The organism is Belliella filtrata (genome assembly GCF_022549775.1).
Classification (GTDB): Bacteria; Bacteroidota; Bacteroidia; order Cytophagales; family Cyclobacteriaceae; genus Belliella; species Belliella filtrata.
On record NZ_JAKZGP010000077.1, the window covers coordinates 1 to 18,823 of the forward strand.

At 38.1% G+C, this 18,823-nt stretch carries 19 protein-coding genes; 13 read left to right on the top strand and 6 right to left on the bottom strand.

From position 1 onward, the window contains the following. Positions 1 to 275 precede the first annotated feature (275 nt). The 6 genes from gltX (at position 276) to MM239_RS18795 (ending at position 5,417) form a co-directional block, all read left to right on the top strand. Entirely contained in the window at positions 276 to 1,814 is a 1,539-nt protein-coding gene (gene gltX, locus MM239_RS18770) for a glutamate--tRNA ligase (protein WP_241349842.1), read from the top strand. A 41-nt stretch (positions 1,815 to 1,855) separates the two neighbouring features. Continuing rightward, a complete protein-coding gene (locus MM239_RS18775; protein WP_241349844.1) occupies positions 1,856 to 2,059 on the top strand; it encodes a hypothetical protein in 204 nt (67 codons plus the stop codon). A gap of 7 nt (positions 2,060 to 2,066) precedes the next feature. Next, positions 2,067 to 2,729 (top strand): porin family protein, encoded by a 663-nt coding sequence (locus MM239_RS18780; protein ID WP_241349846.1) that lies wholly within the window; start codon positions 2,067 to 2,069, stop codon positions 2,727 to 2,729. 66 nt (positions 2,730 to 2,795) lie between these two features. After that, positions 2,796 to 3,377, top strand: coding sequence for a NifU family protein (locus MM239_RS18785; RefSeq protein ID WP_241349847.1), 582 nt, complete (start codon positions 2,796 to 2,798; stop codon positions 3,375 to 3,377). Positions 3,378 to 3,385: 8 nt separating this feature from the next. Further along, on the top strand, positions 3,386 to 4,462 hold the full coding sequence (locus tag MM239_RS18790; protein WP_241349848.1) for a DUF3810 domain-containing protein: 1,077 nt from the start codon (positions 3,386 to 3,388) through the stop codon (positions 4,460 to 4,462). 82 nt (positions 4,463 to 4,544) lie between these two features. After that, the gene (locus tag MM239_RS18795; RefSeq protein ID WP_241349849.1) at positions 4,545 to 5,417 is read left to right on the top strand and encodes a M23 family metallopeptidase; all 873 of its coding nucleotides are present in this window, start codon (positions 4,545 to 4,547) and stop codon (positions 5,415 to 5,417) included. A gap of 8 nt (positions 5,418 to 5,425) precedes the next feature. Here MM239_RS18795 and MM239_RS18800 read toward each other — a convergent pair whose 3' ends face one another. Continuing rightward, positions 5,426 to 6,325: a DMT family transporter gene (locus tag MM239_RS18800; protein ID WP_241349851.1), complete on the bottom strand. Its 900-nt coding sequence runs from the start codon at positions 6,323 to 6,325 to the stop codon at positions 5,426 to 5,428. A 60-nt stretch (positions 6,326 to 6,385) separates the two neighbouring features. Next, the gene (gene dusB, locus MM239_RS18805) at positions 6,386 to 7,375 is read right to left on the bottom strand and encodes a tRNA dihydrouridine synthase DusB (RefSeq protein WP_241349852.1); all 990 of its coding nucleotides are present in this window, start codon (positions 7,373 to 7,375) and stop codon (positions 6,386 to 6,388) included. Between the two features lie 38 nt (positions 7,376 to 7,413). On the opposite strand from dusB, the gene MM239_RS18810 reads away from it, so the two are divergent. The 5 genes from MM239_RS18810 (at position 7,414) to MM239_RS18830 (ending at position 11,503) form a co-directional block, all read left to right on the top strand. Continuing rightward, complete coding sequence (locus MM239_RS18810) at positions 7,414 to 8,364, top strand: CPBP family intramembrane glutamic endopeptidase (RefSeq protein WP_241349853.1); 951 nt, start codon at positions 7,414 to 7,416, stop codon at positions 8,362 to 8,364. Continuing rightward, a complete protein-coding gene (locus MM239_RS18815) occupies positions 8,348 to 8,554 on the top strand; it encodes a putative signal transducing protein (RefSeq protein ID WP_241349854.1) in 207 nt (68 codons plus the stop codon). The genes MM239_RS18810 and MM239_RS18815 overlap by 17 nt, the downstream gene beginning before the upstream one ends. Next, entirely contained in the window at positions 8,538 to 9,395 is an 858-nt protein-coding gene (locus MM239_RS18820) for a phosphatidate cytidylyltransferase (RefSeq protein ID WP_241349855.1), read from the top strand. Before MM239_RS18815 ends, MM239_RS18820 begins: the two co-directional genes overlap by 17 nt. 77 nt (positions 9,396 to 9,472) lie before the next feature. Continuing rightward, complete coding sequence (locus tag MM239_RS18825; protein ID WP_241349856.1) at positions 9,473 to 10,750, top strand: Glu/Leu/Phe/Val family dehydrogenase; 1,278 nt, start codon at positions 9,473 to 9,475, stop codon at positions 10,748 to 10,750. A gap of 90 nt (positions 10,751 to 10,840) precedes the next feature. Then, the gene (locus tag MM239_RS18830; RefSeq protein WP_241349857.1) at positions 10,841 to 11,503 is read left to right on the top strand and encodes a phosphatidylserine decarboxylase family protein; all 663 of its coding nucleotides are present in this window, start codon (positions 10,841 to 10,843) and stop codon (positions 11,501 to 11,503) included. A 288-nt stretch (positions 11,504 to 11,791) separates the two neighbouring features. Here the strand turns inward: MM239_RS18830 and MM239_RS18835 are convergent, their stop codons facing one another. The 3 genes from MM239_RS18835 to MM239_RS18845 form a co-directional block, all read right to left on the bottom strand. After that, positions 11,792 to 12,286, bottom strand: coding sequence for a Clp protease ClpB (locus MM239_RS18835; protein ID WP_241349858.1), 495 nt, complete (start codon positions 12,284 to 12,286; stop codon positions 11,792 to 11,794). 83 nt (positions 12,287 to 12,369) lie between these two features. Further along, positions 12,370 to 12,747: a hypothetical protein gene (locus MM239_RS18840; RefSeq protein WP_241349860.1), complete on the bottom strand. Its 378-nt coding sequence runs from the start codon at positions 12,745 to 12,747 to the stop codon at positions 12,370 to 12,372. Between the two features lie 292 nt (positions 12,748 to 13,039). Next, positions 13,040 to 15,220 (bottom strand): S9 family peptidase, encoded by a 2,181-nt coding sequence (locus MM239_RS18845; RefSeq protein ID WP_241349861.1) that lies wholly within the window; start codon positions 15,218 to 15,220, stop codon positions 13,040 to 13,042. A 207-nt stretch (positions 15,221 to 15,427) separates the two neighbouring features. Here MM239_RS18845 and MM239_RS18850 point away from each other — a divergent pair, with 207 nt between their 5' ends. Beyond that, entirely contained in the window at positions 15,428 to 17,113 is a 1,686-nt protein-coding gene (locus MM239_RS18850) for a DUF885 family protein (RefSeq protein ID WP_241349862.1), read from the top strand. A gap of 49 nt (positions 17,114 to 17,162) precedes the next feature. Here MM239_RS18850 and MM239_RS18855 read toward each other — a convergent pair whose 3' ends face one another. Next, positions 17,163 to 17,999: a hypothetical protein gene (locus tag MM239_RS18855; RefSeq protein WP_241349863.1), complete on the bottom strand. Its 837-nt coding sequence runs from the start codon at positions 17,997 to 17,999 to the stop codon at positions 17,163 to 17,165. 315 nt (positions 18,000 to 18,314) lie between these two features. On the opposite strand from MM239_RS18855, the gene MM239_RS18860 reads away from it, so the two are divergent. Next, positions 18,315 to 18,692: a hypothetical protein gene (locus tag MM239_RS18860; RefSeq protein ID WP_241349865.1), complete on the top strand. Its 378-nt coding sequence runs from the start codon at positions 18,315 to 18,317 to the stop codon at positions 18,690 to 18,692. Positions 18,693 to 18,823: the final 131 nt, after the last annotated feature.

Here is an 18,823-nt window from a genome sequence, read left to right on the forward strand (position 1 = left end):
ACTATACCCAGAGAGGGTACCGCAAAAAAACTAAATTTTCAGCCTACTGTCTTAGTTGCCTTAAGGCAACTAAGACAGTAGGCTGAAAGAAAGATTTAACCTTAGACACAGTTTAATGAACTATCCCCAAAAATTTAATGGAAGAAATGTTAAATTCTTGCCTTCAATTATATTTAGATACACTGCATGATTTTATTACCTTTGTATCTTTAATTTTTGAAAATTAATATCCAAGTCATCCTTAATTAGGTTGATTAAAAATATAAATCATCATCATGAATAAAGAAGTACGCGTACGTTTTGCTCCTTCTCCTACAGGGGCTTTGCATATTGGAGGGGTAAGGACCGCCCTGTATAATTTTCTTTTTGCCCGCAAAATGGGAGGAAAATTTTTACTTAGAATTGAAGATACTGATCAGACAAGGTTTGTCTCTGGTGCAGAAGCATATATCAAGGATGCCTTGGAGTGGTTGAACATTTCTCCAGATGAAAGTCCATGGTCCCCAGGTAACTGCGGTCCATATAGACAGTCTGAAAGAAAACCAATGTATATGCAGTATGCACTAGATCTTGTTGAGAAAGGTCACGCATATTACGCATTCGATACCTCAGAAGAGCTTGATGCGATGAGAGAAAGACTGACAGCAGCCAGGGTGGTGTCTCCTCAATACAATACCATCACGAGAACACAGATGAAAAACTCCTTGACTTTGCCAGAGGATGAGGTGAAGGCAAGGTTGGCTTCAGGTGATCCGTACGTGATCAGAATCAAAATCCCAAGAAAAGAAGAAGTAAGACTCAACGATATGATTCGAGGCTGGGTAATGGTGCATTCCAATACCCTAGATGATAAGGTTTTGATGAAGTCTGATGGAATGCCTACCTACCATTTGGCAAACATCGTAGATGATCATTTGATGGGCATTACACATGTGATTAGAGGTGAGGAATGGTTGCCTTCAGCGCCATTACATGTGTTATTGTATAGGTATTTTGGCTGGGAAGATAGCATGCCGCAGTTCGCTCATTTACCACTTTTACTAAAGCCTGACGGAAACGGTAAGCTTTCTAAAAGAGATGCAGATAAGCATGGATTCCCTGTGTTCCCGATGGATTGGGCAGACCCGAATTCAGGTGATAAGGCCATAGGATTCAAGGAGGCTGGTTATTTGCCAGATGCATTTTTGAACTTTTTGGCTTTTCTAGGTTGGAACCCAGGTGATCATAGGGAGTTATTTACCCTAGATGAATTGGTCGATGCCTTTTCTGTAGAAAGAATTGGAAAGTCAGGAACCAAATTCGACATCAACAAGGCGAAATGGTTCAATGAACAATACCTTAGATCTAAAACAGATCAAGAACTTTCCCGTTATCTAATAGCGGATGTAGAGAAAGACGGGTTAAGTGTAAGTGAAGACAAGGCAGCAAAAATAGTTGCTATCATGAAAGAGAGGGCTACATTCCCTGCAGATCTTTGGAAAGAAGGGAAGTTTATGCTGATTGCACCTCAGAAATTTGACGAGGCAGTAGCTTCCAAGAAGTGGAATCAAGAAGCAATCACTGTTTTGAGCACTTACAAAGAAAAGTTAGCAAATTTGAATGAATCTATTACGGCTGAGTCAGCAAAGGCTTTGTTAGAAGAGTCAGCGGCAGTTCATGATATCAAATTTGGTAAAGTAATGCAAGCCGTGAGGTTAGCTGTTACAGGAGTAGGTGCTGGACCAGACTTGATGGCTGTCTTTGAGATTATAGGTAAAGAGGAGTTGATCAGCCGAATATCTTACGCACTTGATACTTTGCAAATCCAATCATAATTCACATGGGGGAGTTATTCCCCTTTCACCCTATTTAAGTTATGGCTAAGAAACCCAAAAAGGAAGAAAAACCCAAAGTCCACAAAGACTTAGATGGTTTTAGGATGGATATAGATTCTTTTGGAGAAATTTCCAGCTCATTTCCAATTGATAAACTTAATGAGTTCCTCAATAATAATGTCGAAGACAAAAAGCTTAAGGATAGAGAGGATATATCGGAAATAAAAAAAGGAAAGAAGAAATAGCCTTACAATGCCAAAATTAATTTCTTTTTTGGGAGTGCTATTGCTTCTATTCATGGCCGAAGAACTAGTAGCTCAAACCAGCGTAGGAGTCAGAGGTGGATATACAGTATCCAATGTAAGCTATCGTGCATCTCCAGGATCGAGGACAGAGAGGGTTTTGGGGGTTACATCTCCCACCTATAGTTTTGTGATTGAGCAGTTTTTAGCAAAAAATGCAGGTGCTCAACTCGAAATTCAATACCTCCAACTGGGATATACGCAGCGAGACACATTGGATAGGACCAACCAGTCACGATTAAACTATATCAAGGTGCCGTTGATGTCGAATTTTTACTTTGGTAACCGCGGAAGGTTTCATATCAAAATTGGAACACATGTAGGGTATTTGATGAATGCTACCGATGACCTTAGAGAGTATGAGGTTCCTGGACTTATTCCTACTTATGGTGGTGAAGCTGACCAGCCCAACAAATTCCTATACGGCCTATCTGCAGGTGCAGGCTTATCAAATCTGTTTGGAAAAAGTACACTTGCTGGAGAAGTTAGGTTTTCCTACGACTTCAATAGGCTCGAGGCTCAAGATCGGATTTTTGATATGACTTCTACCAACCTTGAATTTACTTTGAGCTATTTGTTTCAAGTTATCAAGCCAAAATGGAAAAATGAATAGTACCTTATGGGGAACTTAACAGCCATATTGCTGTTATCTTATCACACAGATTAGATTATATTGATTATGTTACAAGCACAAAAAAGACCCACCAATATTTATATGGAAGCTAATCCTAATCCAAACTCATTGAAGTTTGTGGTCAACTTCATGTTAGTTGATGATGGGATTAGCTTCGATTACCCAGATTTGCAAAGTGCAGAAAATTCACCACTGGCACAGGAACTGTTTAATTTTGAGGCTGTAGAACGTGTTTTTATTGCTTCAAATTTTGTTACTGTGACCAAAAAAGATGATGTAGAGTGGGTTGAGATTCAGGATATCGTAAGAGATCAAATAAAAAAATACCTCGAAGAAGGAAAAGCTCCTGTGAAAGCCTCATTTGAAGAAGACCCTTTGTTTGATGAGAATGATTCTGAAGTTGTCAAAAAAATCAAAGGTATCTTGGATGAATATATTAGACCAGCTGTAGAGCAAGATGGTGGGGCAATTGTTTTTCATAGCTTCCAAGATGGAATCGTGAAGGTATTGCTTCAAGGAAGTTGTTCTGGATGCCCTTCAAGCACCGTTACTTTAAAAGCTGGTATTCAAAATCTACTTACAAGAATGCTACCAGAAGTTAAAGAAGTTCAAGCACAAGGGGTATAACTATTCTTATGTTGAAGGGGAATTGGGCATGGGCAATATTGGGCCTGATCAGTTTAGTGATCAGGCATTTTGCCATTAAGCACCCAGACAAAACAGAAGAGATTTATTCCAGAAAGTTTTTTCCAGGAATTAGGAATATCATCGATATGACTATCTCTTCATTTTCATTCCCCACTGTTTACATTTTTATAGCCTCAGTATTCCTTTTCATAGGAATGTTTATTTATTTTCTAATTAAAAAAATAGGTTGGAAAGAAAAATTAGGCTATAGTATTAGGTCTTTTTTTAATTTTCTTGGTGCGATAGTTTTTTTCTTTTTGGTTCTTTGGGGATACAACTACAATAGAATTCCGGTGTTTGAGCAAATCGGCATGAAGCCCAAGGCACTTACAGAGGAAGAGCTGATTCCAGAAATTGAACTTACCCGAAACCTCGTTCATCAGCTTAGAGATTTGGTGACTGAGGACACTACTGCAATAGATTCTATCATGCCATATCCAGATCTTGAGCGTATGGTAAGGGCAAATATGCGTGAACATCTCTATTTATTGGGATTGAATTTTACGGGTGAGCCAAGGACCAAGGAATTTCACCCAGCTGGATTCATGAGAAAAATGGGGATTTTGGGAATCTACTTTCCTTTTACTGGAGAAAGTTATATCGATCCTACTTTACATCCTTTAGAAAAGCCTTTTACTATTGCTCATGAAATGGCACATAGTTACGGTGTGACTGATGAAGGTGAAGCGAACTTTATCGCTTGGGTAATTGGGTCAAACAGTGACGATCCATTGCTTCAGTATTCTGCTCAGCTAAGATTGTTAAGGTATCAAATGAATGATTTGTATAGAATTTCGAAACCTCTTTATACCCATTTTTATAGAACAATACCTGTAGGAATTAGAAATGACCTGACATCAATCAATAGAAATGCAGATAAGTATAAACCAATCAACTTGGAATTGAGCAGAAAGTCAAATGACCTTTTTCTAAAAACCCAAGGTGTAAAAGCAGGGGTTTTAAGCTATCAACAATTACCTATGCTCGCTTTCGCTTGGAGAAAAAGACTAAAGTCTGAAGACTAATTAGTTTAATTTAAACTATTTTTTCATTTATATCGTAATTCTATTTTAAATTATTATTAAGTTTAGTTTAAAATTAGATTACATGATCAAATCACTCATTTTAGCCGTTTTTTCGCTCATAGTCACCCACACTTACGCAGAACAGGAAGTAAAAGTCTATACAGTATATGATAAAAATGGGGATGCCACTATAGTATCCGAGAATTCTGATATTGTCACTTATTCAATTGGTCTAGAGTTTTTGGAGGTAGAAAACTTGGATACTTCATCCACAAAACCCTCACATTTTGAAGTTGCGCCTGGAAAAACAAACTTGATGGTAGTAAAAGCCTCAAACCCTAACCACCCCACAAAAATTGAGTATGTAGCAAAAATTTTGAAGGGAAGAGTACATTCTGATTCTGGTTTTGATGTTCCTTATTTGATTCCAATAGACGCTGGTGAATATGTTTCAGTAGAGAAAGTTAATAAATTATCAGATTTCGAAGTAGATCACGAAAATATCAAGGGTATTGGAATAACTTTTTATTTCTCAAAGCCACTCCCTATAAGAGCGCCAAGGAAAGGGGTTATTTCCACCATTGTTGATGGAGAAGATGAGTCAAATAATTTTCTCGAAATCTATCATGTCGATGGAACAATTACTCATTTGGAGATTTTCAAAAGTGGATCTGCATTGGTAAAAGTAGGTGATACAGTGTATCCAGGAATGAAGATAGCTTCATCTGTAAATGAAGAGTTTGAAGGTGGTCCACAGGTGAGAATGCTCAGAAAAGTTATAGTTGCAAGTGATGTTGAACTTGAGCAAAAGGCTGAAAGTTTTGCGGTTGTCCATAGTGAAAAATCAACTATTAGACCTGAGAACGGCTTCAAAATGCTTTCCGTTCATCCTGAAAACTGGGTTAACTTAGAACTATCTAAAAAAGAAATTAGAGCTGTTCAAAATTCTAGATAGGGTCTGAGTTATCGTCTATTTCCGACCCAAACCCCCAATATGACTGCAGCGATCCCCAAATAGTGGCCTAGTAGTAAAACCTCTCCATCTAATAATCCCCACATGATCGCTACTACTGGTATCAGATAAGTGACAGAACTTGCAAACACGGGTGTAGCCACTTTGACCATAATATTGAAAAGGATCAATGCTATAGCTGTGCCAAGGACACCAAGTAGTGTTACATATCCCGCAGCCACCAGAGCTCCTTCTACATGCACAATCTTGAATGAGAATGATGTGGCTGCAAACAAGAAAATCAAAGCAGCGGGAAGTACCATGAGCAATGAAATCGCTGTGATAGCTACTGGTTTGAGTTCTACAAACCTGTACTTTATGATATTAAGGTTTATTCCATAACAGACGCAGGCTAATAGTACATAGAATGCATAAGCATTGATGCCTGAAAATGCTCCGAGTCCAGCCCCTTCTTTGACTGTCAGTAATACAATCACACCGATCAGCGCAATGAACAAGCCAATTGTATTTCTTTTGGTAATACGTGCACCAAAGAAGATTGCACCTATGATAACAACAAACAGTGGAGTCATCGCATTGAATACTCCAGTAAGTGAACTACTCAATTGTGTTTGAGCTTTGGCAAAGAGAAAAGCAGGAATAAAACTACCTACTAAACCTACGATGATCAAGTTGATGATTTGTCTTTTGTTCAAAGACTTTAGTCTAGGTAGGGATAGAGGTAACAAAACCAAACCTGCTGTGACGATTCTAAAGGCCCCAACTTCTCCTGGTGAAAAGACTTCTAGACCTCTTTTGATCAAAATAAAGGAACTTCCCCAGATTAAGGCTAGAAGTATTAGAAAACCCCATGCCTTGAGGAGGTTTTCGGATTGGATATCTCGAGACATTAAGGTGCTTTGATAGGAATTTCAAATGGTACAAAAAGAAGTAACTGATTATGATACAATTCAAAACTCATAATCAGCATATACTTCTGCTACTTGATCCAGAAGCTTGATCACATGATCATAGCTTTCTGCTGTTACCATCTCTGTTCTGAATGGTTTGAAATTTGGCATGCCTCTAAAGTAATTTGTGTAGTGCCTTCTCATCTCTAAGATTCCCTGTTTTTCACCTTTCCACTGTACGGAGAAGTCTAGATGCTTTTTTGTTACATTGATTCTTTCTTGTAAGCTTGGTGCTTCGAGCATTTCCCCAGTGGTGAAGTAGTGCTTGATTTCATTGAATACCCATGGGTAGCCAATCGCTGCACGTCCTATCATCATGCCGTCAACATTATACTTTTCTCTGTATTCTTTTGCCTTCTGGGGAGAGTCGATATCTCCATTGCCAAAAACTGGTATGTGTAACCTTGGGTTTGCTTTGACTTGGTTAAGGTAAGACCAGTCAGCTTCCCCTTTGTACATCTGTTGGCGTGTTCGGGCATGAATACTAATGGCTTGAATACCTACGTCTTGTAGTCTTTCAGCAACTTCGACTATTCTGATGGTGTCTTGAGACCAGCCTAGTCTTGTCTTTACAGTTACTGGGATATTTACAGCTTTAACTATTTCAGCGGTCATGGAGACCATTTTGTCTATATCCAAAAGAATTCCTGCACCTGCTCCTTTACAGGTGACCTTATTGACAGGACAGCCGTAATTGATATCAAGAATATCAGGCTTGGCTGCTGCTGCAATTGCCGCAGCTTCTCTCATAGAATCTATCTCATTACCGAATATTTGGATTCCTATGGGTTTTTCATAATCATAAATATCCAATTTTTGTACACTTTTGGCAGCGTCTCTTATAAGTCCTTCAGAGCTAATAAATTCTGTGTACATCAAATCCGCACCATTTTCTTTACATACTGCTCTGAATGGCGGATCACTGACATCTTCCATGGGTGCCAAAAGCAAGGGAAATTCCCCTAATTCTAAGTTTCCTATCTTTACCACTTCTCAATTCTATTTAATGGTGTAAATTTACCGCAATTATGGAGATTTATAAAACACAATCTACAATTGCTAAGAAAAGTAACTGGTTATTGTCCATGGTCGTTACTTTGTTGGTTACAATTGGCGTCCTTTTTCTGTTTCAAGGACTTTCTTTATTTCTGGTAGTGCCTTTGTTCGAGCTGTCTCTTGAAGATGTTCTGCAAGTTGCAACTGGTCAAAGTACAAACCCAAATGGGCGTATGGCACTTTTAATTATTCAAGGTCTTGGTGCAGGCTTTGCCTTTATAGTAGCTACGCTTGTGATAGCGAAGCTAGTAGACAAAGCGGACATGGGATTCAAACAACATTTTGCTAACTTTAAGTTCATCCCATTTCTTATCATGATATTTGTAATCTTTGGGGGGATGCTGTTTAATACACTTTTGATTGATCTCAACGGAAACTTTCAATTCCCCTCGTTTTTGGCAGAATTTGAGCAAATGCTACAACAAAAAGAAGAAGAATTGATGCGATTGACCAAGTATCTTACAGATTTTGATTCTGTTCAAGAGCTTTTGATGGGGGTGCTGGTGATCGGGATCATGGCAGGCTTGGGAGAGGAACTTTTCTTTAGGGGACTTTTACAGCCCAAGCTTCATAGCTACACAGGGAACATGCACTTGGGGGTCTGGTTGACAGCTTTTATTTTCTCTGCTATCCATATGCAATTTTATGGTTTTTTACCTAGGATGCTTTTAGGAGCAATATTTGGTTATCTTTACTGTTATTCTGGAAGTTTGATTTATCCAATTTTAGCGCATATATTCAACAATACGTTTACTGTAGTGTTGGTATATTTAGGCAAGTTGGGCAAAATCGACTTCAACATAGATGAAGTAGATGAGGCATCATGGCCTGTTGCACTTGGAGGCTTGGTTCTTTTAGTGATATGTTTGAAATTATTTTCGGAGAAAAGCAAACCCAATTTAACTCATGAAAAACTGGAATAAAGTATATGAAGATGGTTCCCCAGTACGAGCCGAGATTGTAAAAGGAGTATTGGAGTCTCATGGCATTCCTGCTTACATCCTTAATAAAACAGAGTCTGCTTACAAAATCCATGGCCATTCAGAAGTAATGGTGCCTGAGCAAGATTTTCATGAAGCTTCCAAAATTATCCAGAATGAGATCACCTTTTAAGCTAAGATCAAGATTTAATATTAACAATTATAGTAACCTAGCTCAACGCATCATTACTGCATTGATTGGGGCGACATTGATAGTTTTTGGCTCAGTATACAGTGAGTGGCTATATTTTGTCATATTTGGTGTCATACTGGTCTTTTCTCAAATGGAATTTTATAGACTTTCTGGTTTAGATGGTATGTTGCCTTTGAAGACGTTTGGTACTTTTCTAGGGGTTTTGATATTCTCTCTTTCATTTCTGATTGAGATGCAGCATTTGCAAGACCGTTATTATTTCTTGATTTTCCCCTTATCTTCCTTAGTATTTTTTATCAAGCTTTATAGGAAGTCGGACAAAAAGCCCTTTACTGGTGTTGCTTTCACTTTCTTGGGGATATTTTATGTAGCGGTGCCTTTTGCCTTACTAAACTTAGCGGCTTTTTCCGTGGATGGAACATTTCATTATGAGGTGATTGTAGGGTCATTGTTTATCTTATGGGCTTCAGACTCAGGAGCCTATTTTGCAGGAACTAAATTTGGTAAGACGAAGCTGTTTGAAAGAGTTTCGCCTAAAAAATCTTGGGAAGGATTTTTAGGGGGTGCTGTGGCAGCTTTTGCTGTGGCTTATTTTCTTGGACTATATTTTGTGTCACTTGCTGTCTGGGAGTGGTTTTGTATATCGACTATTATTATCATAGCGGGCACGTATGGAGATCTTATCGAATCGCTATTCAAACGAAGTATAGAAATTAAAGATTCAAGTAGGATGCTGCCAGGACATGGCGGATTTATGGATAGATTTGACGGATTGTTATTATCTGCCCCTTTTATTGCAGCATTTTTGAAAATCTTTTAAAAATGCCTATATCTTATTGAAAATACTCGTTAATATTGTGTTGTAATTCAAAAAGCTAAACTAAAAACAACCCAAATATGGCTTACATTGAACCGGCTCCGATCAAGGATGCAGAGAATCCGTTGGAGTCAATGATGGAGAGGTTTAACCTCGCAGCTGAAAAACTTGGACTTTCTGACGAAGTTTACAATGTTTTGAAGAATCCAGCCAAGCAAGTAATCGTATCGCTACCGATAACGATGGACAATGGAAAAATCAAAGTGTTTGAAGGTATCAGAGTGATCCACTCAAATATCCTTGGTCCCGCAAAAGGTGGGATTAGATTTGCTCCAGATGTCCACCTTGACGAAGTGAGAGCTTTGGCGGCATGGATGACTTGGAAATGTGCTGTAGTAGATATCCCGTATGGTGGTGGAAAAGGTGGTGTGAGGTGTAATCCTAGGGAGATGTCAAAAGGTGAAATCGAAAGATTAATGCGGGCTTATACCCTTGCAATGATTGATGTATTCGGTCCAGACAAGGATATCCCTGCACCAGATATGGGTACAGGGCCTAGAGAAATGGCATGGCTGATGGATGAGTATTCCAAAGCACATGGTATGACAGTGAATGCAGTAGTTACAGGTAAACCACTGGTGTTAGGAGGCTCTCTAGGAAGAACAGAGGCTACTGGTAGAGGGGTGATGGTCTCAGCTTTGGCAGCGATGCAAAAACTAAAAATCAATCCTTTTCAAGCTACTTGTGCCGTGCAAGGTTTTGGAAATGTAGGATCTTGGGCAGCTTTACTTTTAGAAGAAAGAGGGCTGAAGATAGTTTCAGTATCTGACATTTCGGGCGCTTATCACAACGAGAACGGTATCAATATCCAAGAGGCAATTGCTTATAGGGATAGCAATAATGGAACCCTTGAAGGATTCAAAGGTGCAGAGAAATTGACTGATCCGATGGAGTTGCTGCTTCTTGATGTAGATGTGCTGGTACCAGCAGCTGTAGAGGATGTGATCACGACATCCAATGCTGACAAGATAAAAGCAAAGCTGATCGTAGAAGGTGCTAATGGACCTACTTCCGCTAAAGCTGATGCGATAATCAATGAAAAAGGTATCATGGCAGTGCCTGACATTTTAGCAAATGCAGGTGGTGTGACAGTATCCTATTTCGAATGGGTGCAAAACAGACTCGGTTATAAATGGACAGCAGAACGCGTCAATAGAAGATCTGATAGGATCATGAAAGATGCTTTTGACAACGTCTATGAAGCATCTGTAAAGTATGATGTGCCTATGAGAATAGCCGCTTATATCGTAGCCATTGATAAAGTCGCTAAAACTTATACCTTCAGGGGCGGCTTCTAAAATAAAAAAATCGAAAGTTTAATTATATTTGAGGTGTGGAAGTATTGCTTTCACACCTTTTTCTTTAAGCCTTGAAATTAAGAAAACACCATGACTATACATAAAGAAGGACGATCTCTTTTGTTTTGGATGCTGATAATATTAGCAGCTTTAAATTATGGATTATATTATTACTTGCCCTCTCAAGAGGTGTTGCTAAATGTTGTGCTTTTGGCAAGTGTTGTATTTTATTTGATCGTATTGCAATTCTTCAGAAATCCATTTGTGCCTATTAAAAACGAAGAGGGAATAGTATATGCTCCAGCTGATGGTAAAGTGGTGGTGATCGAAGAGGTCGTGGAGGATGAGTATTTTAAAGCAAGTAAGAAGCAAGTTTCTATTTTTATGTCCCCGATCAATGTACACGTCAATAGGTCCCCGATAGCTGGAATAGTTAAGTTTTTTAAGTATCATCCAGGAAAATACCTTGTAGCGTGGCATCCCAAATCAAGCACTGAGAATGAAAGAACCACTATGGTAATCCAAGGAAAAAATGGCACAGAGCTTTTGGTAAGGCAAATTGCTGGTGCATTAGCAAGAAGGATCAAATGGTATGTAGATGCCGGTAGTCCATTACAGCAATGTGGCGAATTTGGATTTATCAAGTTTGGCTCAAGGGTTGATGTATTTTTACCACTAGATTCAGAGATTCTTGTCGATATTGATCAAAAGACCAAAGGTGGCCGTACAGCAATTGCCAAACTTAAGGATTAAGTTTCTTTATTTTCTTTCGGCATATTTAAACTAAAGCCTGAATCATAAAATATTAAAATCCCTCTTTAATCAGAAATGACCTTAAGAGGGATTTTTTTATTATTTCCTAAAATCCGCAAGAGAATGTTGTAATTGATTGAATAATAGAGCCAATAGATCTTCCAGGTTTCACTCGATTATTTCTAATAATTTATTGGTAGTCAATAGAACCTGAAAAGTCTGCGGGTTTTAGGTATTTGATTGTTGTCTTGGCTTGTGTCTCCACAAACCAATCACCTAACACTTTTTTTACTTTCTTGAAAACCAATGTGGAAAAGTCTTTTTACTAAGCACTTGTTTCCAGTACAAAATCCCGAGGGTAATGGTGCTCAGGAAAAAAATAAAAGTAGTCCATTCGTAGGTTCTTTTTCCAGATTTCCCCGTTTGGATATTTGAATCTTTGTCTTCAAGTGCTCTTTTCAATGATGCAATTTCACGTTCTTGCTTAGAAGCAATGTACTTATAATCGTTTTTTTCGTAAGTGATTTCTGTTTTTTGAATCTCACTGAGCATTTTCAGCTCATCCATGATTTGATTATCTTTTCTTATGATCCTTTCCATCCAATTATTAGTTTCGATCATGTCTTTTTTGGTTCTATTGCCAAAGATGCCTGATTTTTTACTTTCAGATTGCTGCCATTGTTGGTGCAAACTTTGCCTTTCTTGCATGAGCATTTCCAATTTGGCTTGGCCAAACAGCATCATAGGAGAAAGGAATAAGATCAAGGTGATGAGTCGCTTCATAGTGACAGGTGTAATTATTTGATTTTAAGTAAAAAATCAAATAATGTGCCGAGAATATATTTGTCACTTTTTAGTACAATAAATTATCTGATTTTCATCCTTTTGCCAGCTCTTCTTTTAAATGCTCCTTGTCTACGTTTGTTGTTGGTGTAGAAATTATACAAAAAGTTAATCGCAAAAGCGGTGATGGTTAAGGGTACAAACATACCTGGAAGCATGGTTTTGATGCCAATGAGAATCAAAAATGAGGCAATAATCCCCATTTTGAATGATGTATGGCTCTCAGGATAAACCTTGGCTACTAAGTAGAGACTCAAACCTTCGATGATCGCTACGATAATCAGTAGATATTTCAGCATTTGTGGCATCGTGGTGCTCGCTGACCAGACTACCCAAGCTAATCCTGCGATAACTAGCACAAGGCTTATAGACTGTATAGAAGTGTTTAGTCTCTCTCTCATTGGTTTTATGTTTTGGGTTGTTACTTATATGCACTTATGATGCAACATGTATTTGTGATAATACTCAGTAAAAAACTTTCAAATTTCACTTCTTTCCTACAATCTGAAATACAATTGTAAATACAGGTCTTTTAATTGACCATTTAATATAGGGATAAAACCTAAAATATCAAAAATTTGTGCTTTGGTGTCTCCAGCAAACATAGTGTGAGTTTGACCTAAATAGACACCAAAGCACAAGAGTCTTAGCGATTAAATTTTTCTTTTGGACAAATGAATAAACCTAATCTGATTAAAGTTTTCTCTTAATAAAATCTGTCATCATGCTGTAAAGGTGCCAACTTGTATTTCCACCTGAGATTCCGTGGTTTCTATTAGGGTAATAAAATGATTCAAACTGTTTGTCTGCTTTGATCAAAGCATCGACAAGATCTACAGCGTTTTGAAAGTGTACATTATCATCACCTGTACCATGAATGAGCAAAAGATTGCCTTTCAGTTTATTAACATGTGTGATAGGGCTGTTGTCATCGTACCCTGAAGGATTCAGCTGTGGAGTTTGTAGGTATCTTTCGGTATAGATAGAATCATAATATCTCCATGTGGTCACAGGTGCAACAGCTATTGCAGATTTGAAAACGTCATTTCCTGTCATCAGGGCTAGTGAAGACATGTAGCCACCATAAGACCATCCCCATATTCCTATCCTTTCTTTATCTACAAATGGTAAGGTGCCGAGATGTTTTGCTCCAGCGATCTGATCTTCTGTTTCTATTGCACCTAAGTTTGCATATGTGGCATGCTTGAACTCTCTTCCTCTAGCACCTGTACCTCTATTGTCTACACAGACTATAATGTAACCTTCTGCTGCAAGATGATGGTGCCAGAAGTCTCTTAAACCTCCCCAACTGTTAGTGACATTTTGAGAGCCTGGGCCTCCATACACATACATTAGCACTGGGTACTTTTTAGATTCATCGAAATCAGCTGGCTTGATCATGTACGCATTTAGAGAAGTCCCATCTACTGTTTCGAAAGTGAAGTACTCCTTTTTAGAAATAGCAAAATTCTTCAACCTGTCTACCAATTCTTGGTTGTCTTCTAGTACTTGATGCTCTTTTCCCGCTGTGTTATTCAAAGTGATCCTAGCAGGTCGATTCGCTTCTGTATGTGTGGTAATATAGTATTTGAAGTCTTTACTCATGTTTATACTATGTGTACCTGATGCCGGAGTGAGTATCTTTTTATTTTTCCCATCTAGGTTAATGACATACAGATTTCTTTCAAGAGGTGAAGCTTCTGTAGATGTAAAGAATATCTTTTTCCCTTTTTCATCCACACCGACAAGATTACTTACTTCCCAATCACCAGAGGTGATTTGTTTGATCAATTTTCCTGACATATCGTGATGATAAATATGCTTGTAGCCATCTTGTTCAGATGTACGGATAAAGCCCTTGCCATCTTTGAGAAAATGATAGTTATCATTAAAGTCTAAGTCTACATAGGTATCAGATTTTTCTTGGAGGATAAGTTTGCTTTCACCCGAAGTAGCATTTGCAGCTAAGAAATCCAGTTGATTTTGAAGTCTATTGAGTCTGATATAAGCCAGAGTGTTTGAGCTTGCAGTCCAATAGATTCTAGGTAAATAAATATCAGTCTCTTCACCACTATCAACTTTTACAGTTTTGTTACTAGCAAGATCGTAGATATGAATACTAACTTCGGCATTTTTTTCTCCAGCCTTTGGATACTTGAATTTGTAGTCTTCTGGATAAAGTTTTCCCCAAGTTTGCATATTGAATTCAGGCACCTCAGACTCATCAAATCGAATGAATGCGATTTTTCTCCCATCAGGAGACCATTCGAAGGCTTTTGCCATGGAAAATTCTTCCTCATAAACCCAATCTGCTGCACCATTGATGATATGGTTCCATTTTCCGTCTTCGGTCACTTGAGTGATTTTTTGATCAGAAATATTGACAATGAATAAGTTGTTGTCTTGAACATAAGCTACTTTATCATTGTCTGGAGAAAGTGTGGCATACATGATTTTTTCTCCATTGACAAGGAGTTGTGCGTCGCCTGATTTGAGGTCTACGACGTGATTGATTGCTTTGCTAGATCGTCTGTATATCCTTTCGATATCAGATGCAAGCAATGCCTTAGACTCGTCTGCATTAAAGCTATAGCTTGAAAAGTCCACACCAAGTTTTCCACCGTCTATTAGAGTTTCTTCTTGCTTTCCTGTGGCTACATTGATTTTTACTACCACAGGCCCAGTTGCAGTACGAGTTAATGAGCTATAGTACTGTCCATCTTTCATCCAGTTGATGCCATATACTCCTTTTGCTGAAAATGTGTTTGATTTGAAAACATCTTCGAGTGTTACTTTTTTCTTCTGCTGCGCAAAAGTTGAGTGACAAAGCACGATCATCAGAGCTATTGTCCATATTTTATTTATTTGAATCATATTGAATATTTGAGTTTACATTTTGTTCAAGTCTTAAAGCAATGTAAAAAAAGTGAATTCTTCTCAATTTCCCCAATTCAATTCATTTGGGAGGATGTTTTATAGTATGGGCAGTCTATTGGGTATCCGTTTATCAAATTTTTTGATCAACTTCTGCACTTTTCTATTAAATTCATTACCAATCTATAGAGCTTTATGGTTTCCAGCATGAAAAAGTTTATTTTCCTTATTATTCTTTTTTTAGTCATTGTAAAAGTAAGTCTGGCCACTGAGATGTATCCTGCAATAAGTAGCTTCCAAGCAGATGTCAGTGCTTTAAATAGGAAATACAATAATCCACTTTCGGAAGAATATTTTCAGCGTTTTGAAAAGCTTTATACAGATTGGCTAAAAGCACTGGATAAGATGCCTTATGATAGCTTTTCAATAGATGGGAAGTTGGATTATCAGATTTTCAAAAACTACCTAGAGAAAGAAAAATATTTTCATCAATCGAATTATGAATCATATAGAGCTGTAAAAAATGTAGCATCTTTTGCAGAGCCATTGGAGAAGTTTTATCAATCTCGTAGGCAAGCTGTCAAGCCAGATGCCTCAGCACTTGCAGCTTCAATGGATGAGGTGGAGAAATTAGTAAGGTCTAAATGGGCGGAAATGAAGCAAGCTAAGCCATATGACTCTTGGCAAGAAGCTGAGCTGGCATCCAACGTTATAAAAACTTTGAAGATAAGCACTAATGAAGCTTATTTGTTCTATTTCGATTATGATCCAGAATTTACTTGGTGGGTAAAGAAGCCGATAGAAAGTTTAATCAAGAGCCTTGAAGGGTACGAAGACTTTTTAAAAAATCATTTTGAAAATACCGTAGTAAAAGATGATGGGTCTGGTATTATTGGAAAACCGATTGGGAAAATCAATATCGAGAAGGAGCTACAATTTAACATGATTCCGTATTCAGCAGAGGAATTGATCAAAGAAGGAGAGCGACAATATGCATGGTGCCAAGATGAGATGATTAAGGCATCGGAAGAGCTTGGATTTGCGGGGGATTGGAGGAAGGCGCTAGAGCATGTGAAGAATAAGTATGTTCCTGCTGGGGAATGGCCACAGATGGTAGTGGAAATGGTAGATGAAGCCATTTCATATGTGGAGGAGTATGATTTGCTTACTGTGCCAGATATGGCAAAAGAAACCTGGCGCACGACAATGATGTCGGCAGCAAGACAAAAAGTAAGTCCATTTTTCTTGGGGGGAGAAACGATCATCATTTCCTACCCTACTTCTGAAATGTCTCATCAAGACAAAATGATGAGTATGAGAGGGAACAACCCTCATTTCTCCAGGGCCGTAGTTCATCATGAATTGATCCCAGGCCATCACCTTCAACAATTTATGAATCAGCGACATTTTCCCCATAGACGCATGTTCAATACTCCGTTTTGGGTGGAAGGATGGACACTTTACTGGGAGTTTAATCTCTGGGACAAGGGTTTCCCCAGAAATGTTGAAGATAAAGTAGGAATGTTATTTTGGCGTATGCATAGGGCCGCAAGAATTGTGTTTTCGCTAAAGTATCATTTAGGCGAATGGACACCGCAGCAGTGTATAGATTTTTTGGTAGATCAAGTAGGACATGAGCGTGCCAATGCAGAAGCGGAGGTTAGGAGGTCTTTTGAGGGAAGTTATGGACCATTGTACCAGCTTGCCTATATGATCGGAGGGATTCAAGTCTATCAACTTCGACAAGAGATGGTGGAAGGCGGGAAAATGACAGAAAAGGAATTTCACGACTACTTCATCACCCAGAATTACATGCCCATTGAGCTTCTAAGAGCCAGAATGAAAAATGATTTACCGAAGGATTTCATGAGTTCATGGAGATTTTTGGATTGAGGATTGTCTCAAAAATTCCCAGATTAGTGTTCGGTTTTCAAAATGAGGCTTAATTTAGTCGGATTGGCTTAAGGTCATTCACATAATAAGTAAAACCAAAGAGGGTATTGTTTACCTCTTTGATTATTCTTTTTACAGTCACAACATTGATAAAAACAGAATCCTGCTCTGTTGGAACTGCTGACCTGTCATAAGGGAATAAATCATCACCATGAAATTCGAAAGAATTTCCATCGGTCAAAAATGCAAAGGAAGTTGTAGATGTTCCAGTATAATTATCTAGTTCAAAATTGCTTTTTTGGATTTTAACCAATTGAAAAAAGACAGAGTCTGCTGGATTCTCTTTTTGAAACTCGATCCTATTCATACCATCCAGATTCAAAGTGGATTCGTAGCTTGTGATTTTTGCCGGCTTTGGCAACTCGTCAAACTTCAGAATAAATTTCTTTGTTAGGTGCAAGTCAACAAATTCCCACTCAAAATACCCAGGGGTTTTGACTTCTCCATATGAATCCCATGCGCCAGTTTTAAAATACTCTTCATAGTTGCAATAGTAGTCTGGTTTGCACATTTCGAAACCATTGATTTTACTATTGGCACAGGCATAAGAGATTTGGCTTCCGAATCTGCTTCTGCTTCGAGAAAGTATGTTTTTCCCATACAGCCCAAAAAGGGATCCTTCAGTGTATGAGAGCGATGCTTCTGTATGTATATCCCAAGCAAATTCCCTTTTTACTTCAAAGTCTGATTCTCTTACGTATATGATCTCTTCCGATAGGTTTTCTATTGCCGGGTAGGGCTCAGGATTGAGATTTTCCGTAGGAACAACATCATCGCAAGCAGAAAACGTCAAAAGTATAACCAATAAAACTATATGTGACCTCATAAAAACTAAATACATAGCAAAAGTAAATATGTTTTTTTAAGATTTAAAATTAATTGATAGTTATGTTTCATTTTGTTTACTAAAAACTGTTTGAATATAAACTTCCAAAGAATTGTTTCATTAAACTTACATGTTTTATTTGATACGCGACGGCGCTACCAGTTGCGAACCAAATATTTTGGATTCGCTGTTGTCTTATTCACTGTTCAATGATCTATTTGCAATCATTTTTTTTCTTCAAGAGCAAAATTAGGGCATCATACTTTTGAAACATCCCCATATGTATTTCACGTCCTGTTATAAAACCTTTTGATTATGAAACAGATCCTTGTATTATTTTTGTCGATGCTTAGTTTTCATTCGATGGCACAAGAAAAAACGAAAGAACCAGTCAACTTGATGGTACTTTACCCTGAAATCTATCAGGTCATAGAATTGGATGAAGGCCGAGGTGAGCTTTTGGTTGATCTGATCAATTTTTGTCAAGAGCAAGAATTGAAATTGGTTCAGAAAGGAGCACAATTGATGCTATTCAAAGTTTACCCATCTTTTTTGGGAGTAGAAAAGGCTACCATGGACCTAGAGGAAAAGATGGTTCAAATTATTGGCCCTCATGCTAAAATCAAATCCATCAAATCTTATGGGAGGGAATATTTGCCAGAAGAATTTCACCCATTTATTTCAACTCCCTAATTAGCCCTACTTTGTCAAGTTAAGAAAAGAGGTAAAGAATTGGCAAAGGACGGCATCCTTGCTTATCTTTACCTCAGCTAAATATTACTATTGTAAAACTAACAAAAAAGGCCGCTATATTAAATAGACGG

Bases quoted from the DNA above. Each gene is read 5' to 3' on its own strand.
- gltX (WP_241349842.1), top strand. From the start codon at position 276: ATGAATAAAGAAGTACGCGTACGTTTTGCTCCTTCTCCTACAGGGGCT.
- MM239_RS18775 (WP_241349844.1), top strand. From the start codon at position 1,856: ATGGCTAAGAAACCCAAAAAGGAAGAAAAACCCAAAGTCCACAAAGAC.
- MM239_RS18780 (WP_241349846.1), top strand. From the start codon at position 2,067: ATGCCAAAATTAATTTCTTTTTTGGGAGTGCTATTGCTTCTATTCATG.
- MM239_RS18785 (WP_241349847.1), top strand. From the start codon at position 2,796: ATGTTACAAGCACAAAAAAGACCCACCAATATTTATATGGAAGCTAAT.
- MM239_RS18790 (WP_241349848.1), top strand. From the start codon at position 3,386: ATGTTGAAGGGGAATTGGGCATGGGCAATATTGGGCCTGATCAGTTTA.
- MM239_RS18795 (WP_241349849.1), top strand. From the start codon at position 4,545: ATGATCAAATCACTCATTTTAGCCGTTTTTTCGCTCATAGTCACCCAC.
- MM239_RS18800 (WP_241349851.1), bottom strand. From the start codon at position 6,325: ATGTCTCGAGATATCCAATCCGAAAACCTCCTCAAGGCATGGGGTTTT.
- MM239_RS18810 (WP_241349853.1), top strand. From the start codon at position 7,414: ATGGAGATTTATAAAACACAATCTACAATTGCTAAGAAAAGTAACTGG.
- MM239_RS18815 (WP_241349854.1), top strand. From the start codon at position 8,348: ATGAAAAACTGGAATAAAGTATATGAAGATGGTTCCCCAGTACGAGCC.
- MM239_RS18820 (WP_241349855.1), top strand. From the start codon at position 8,538: ATGAGATCACCTTTTAAGCTAAGATCAAGATTTAATATTAACAATTAT.
- MM239_RS18825 (WP_241349856.1), top strand. From the start codon at position 9,473: ATGGCTTACATTGAACCGGCTCCGATCAAGGATGCAGAGAATCCGTTG.
- MM239_RS18830 (WP_241349857.1), top strand. From the start codon at position 10,841: ATGACTATACATAAAGAAGGACGATCTCTTTTGTTTTGGATGCTGATA.
- MM239_RS18835 (WP_241349858.1), bottom strand. From the start codon at position 12,286: ATGAAGCGACTCATCACCTTGATCTTATTCCTTTCTCCTATGATGCTG.
- MM239_RS18840 (WP_241349860.1), bottom strand. From the start codon at position 12,747: ATGAGAGAGAGACTAAACACTTCTATACAGTCTATAAGCCTTGTGCTA.
- MM239_RS18845 (WP_241349861.1), bottom strand. From the start codon at position 15,220: ATGATTCAAATAAATAAAATATGGACAATAGCTCTGATGATCGTGCTT.
- MM239_RS18850 (WP_241349862.1), top strand. From the start codon at position 15,428: ATGAAAAAGTTTATTTTCCTTATTATTCTTTTTTTAGTCATTGTAAAA.
- MM239_RS18855 (WP_241349863.1), bottom strand. From the start codon at position 17,999: ATGAGGTCACATATAGTTTTATTGGTTATACTTTTGACGTTTTCTGCT.
- MM239_RS18860 (WP_241349865.1), top strand. From the start codon at position 18,315: ATGAAACAGATCCTTGTATTATTTTTGTCGATGCTTAGTTTTCATTCG.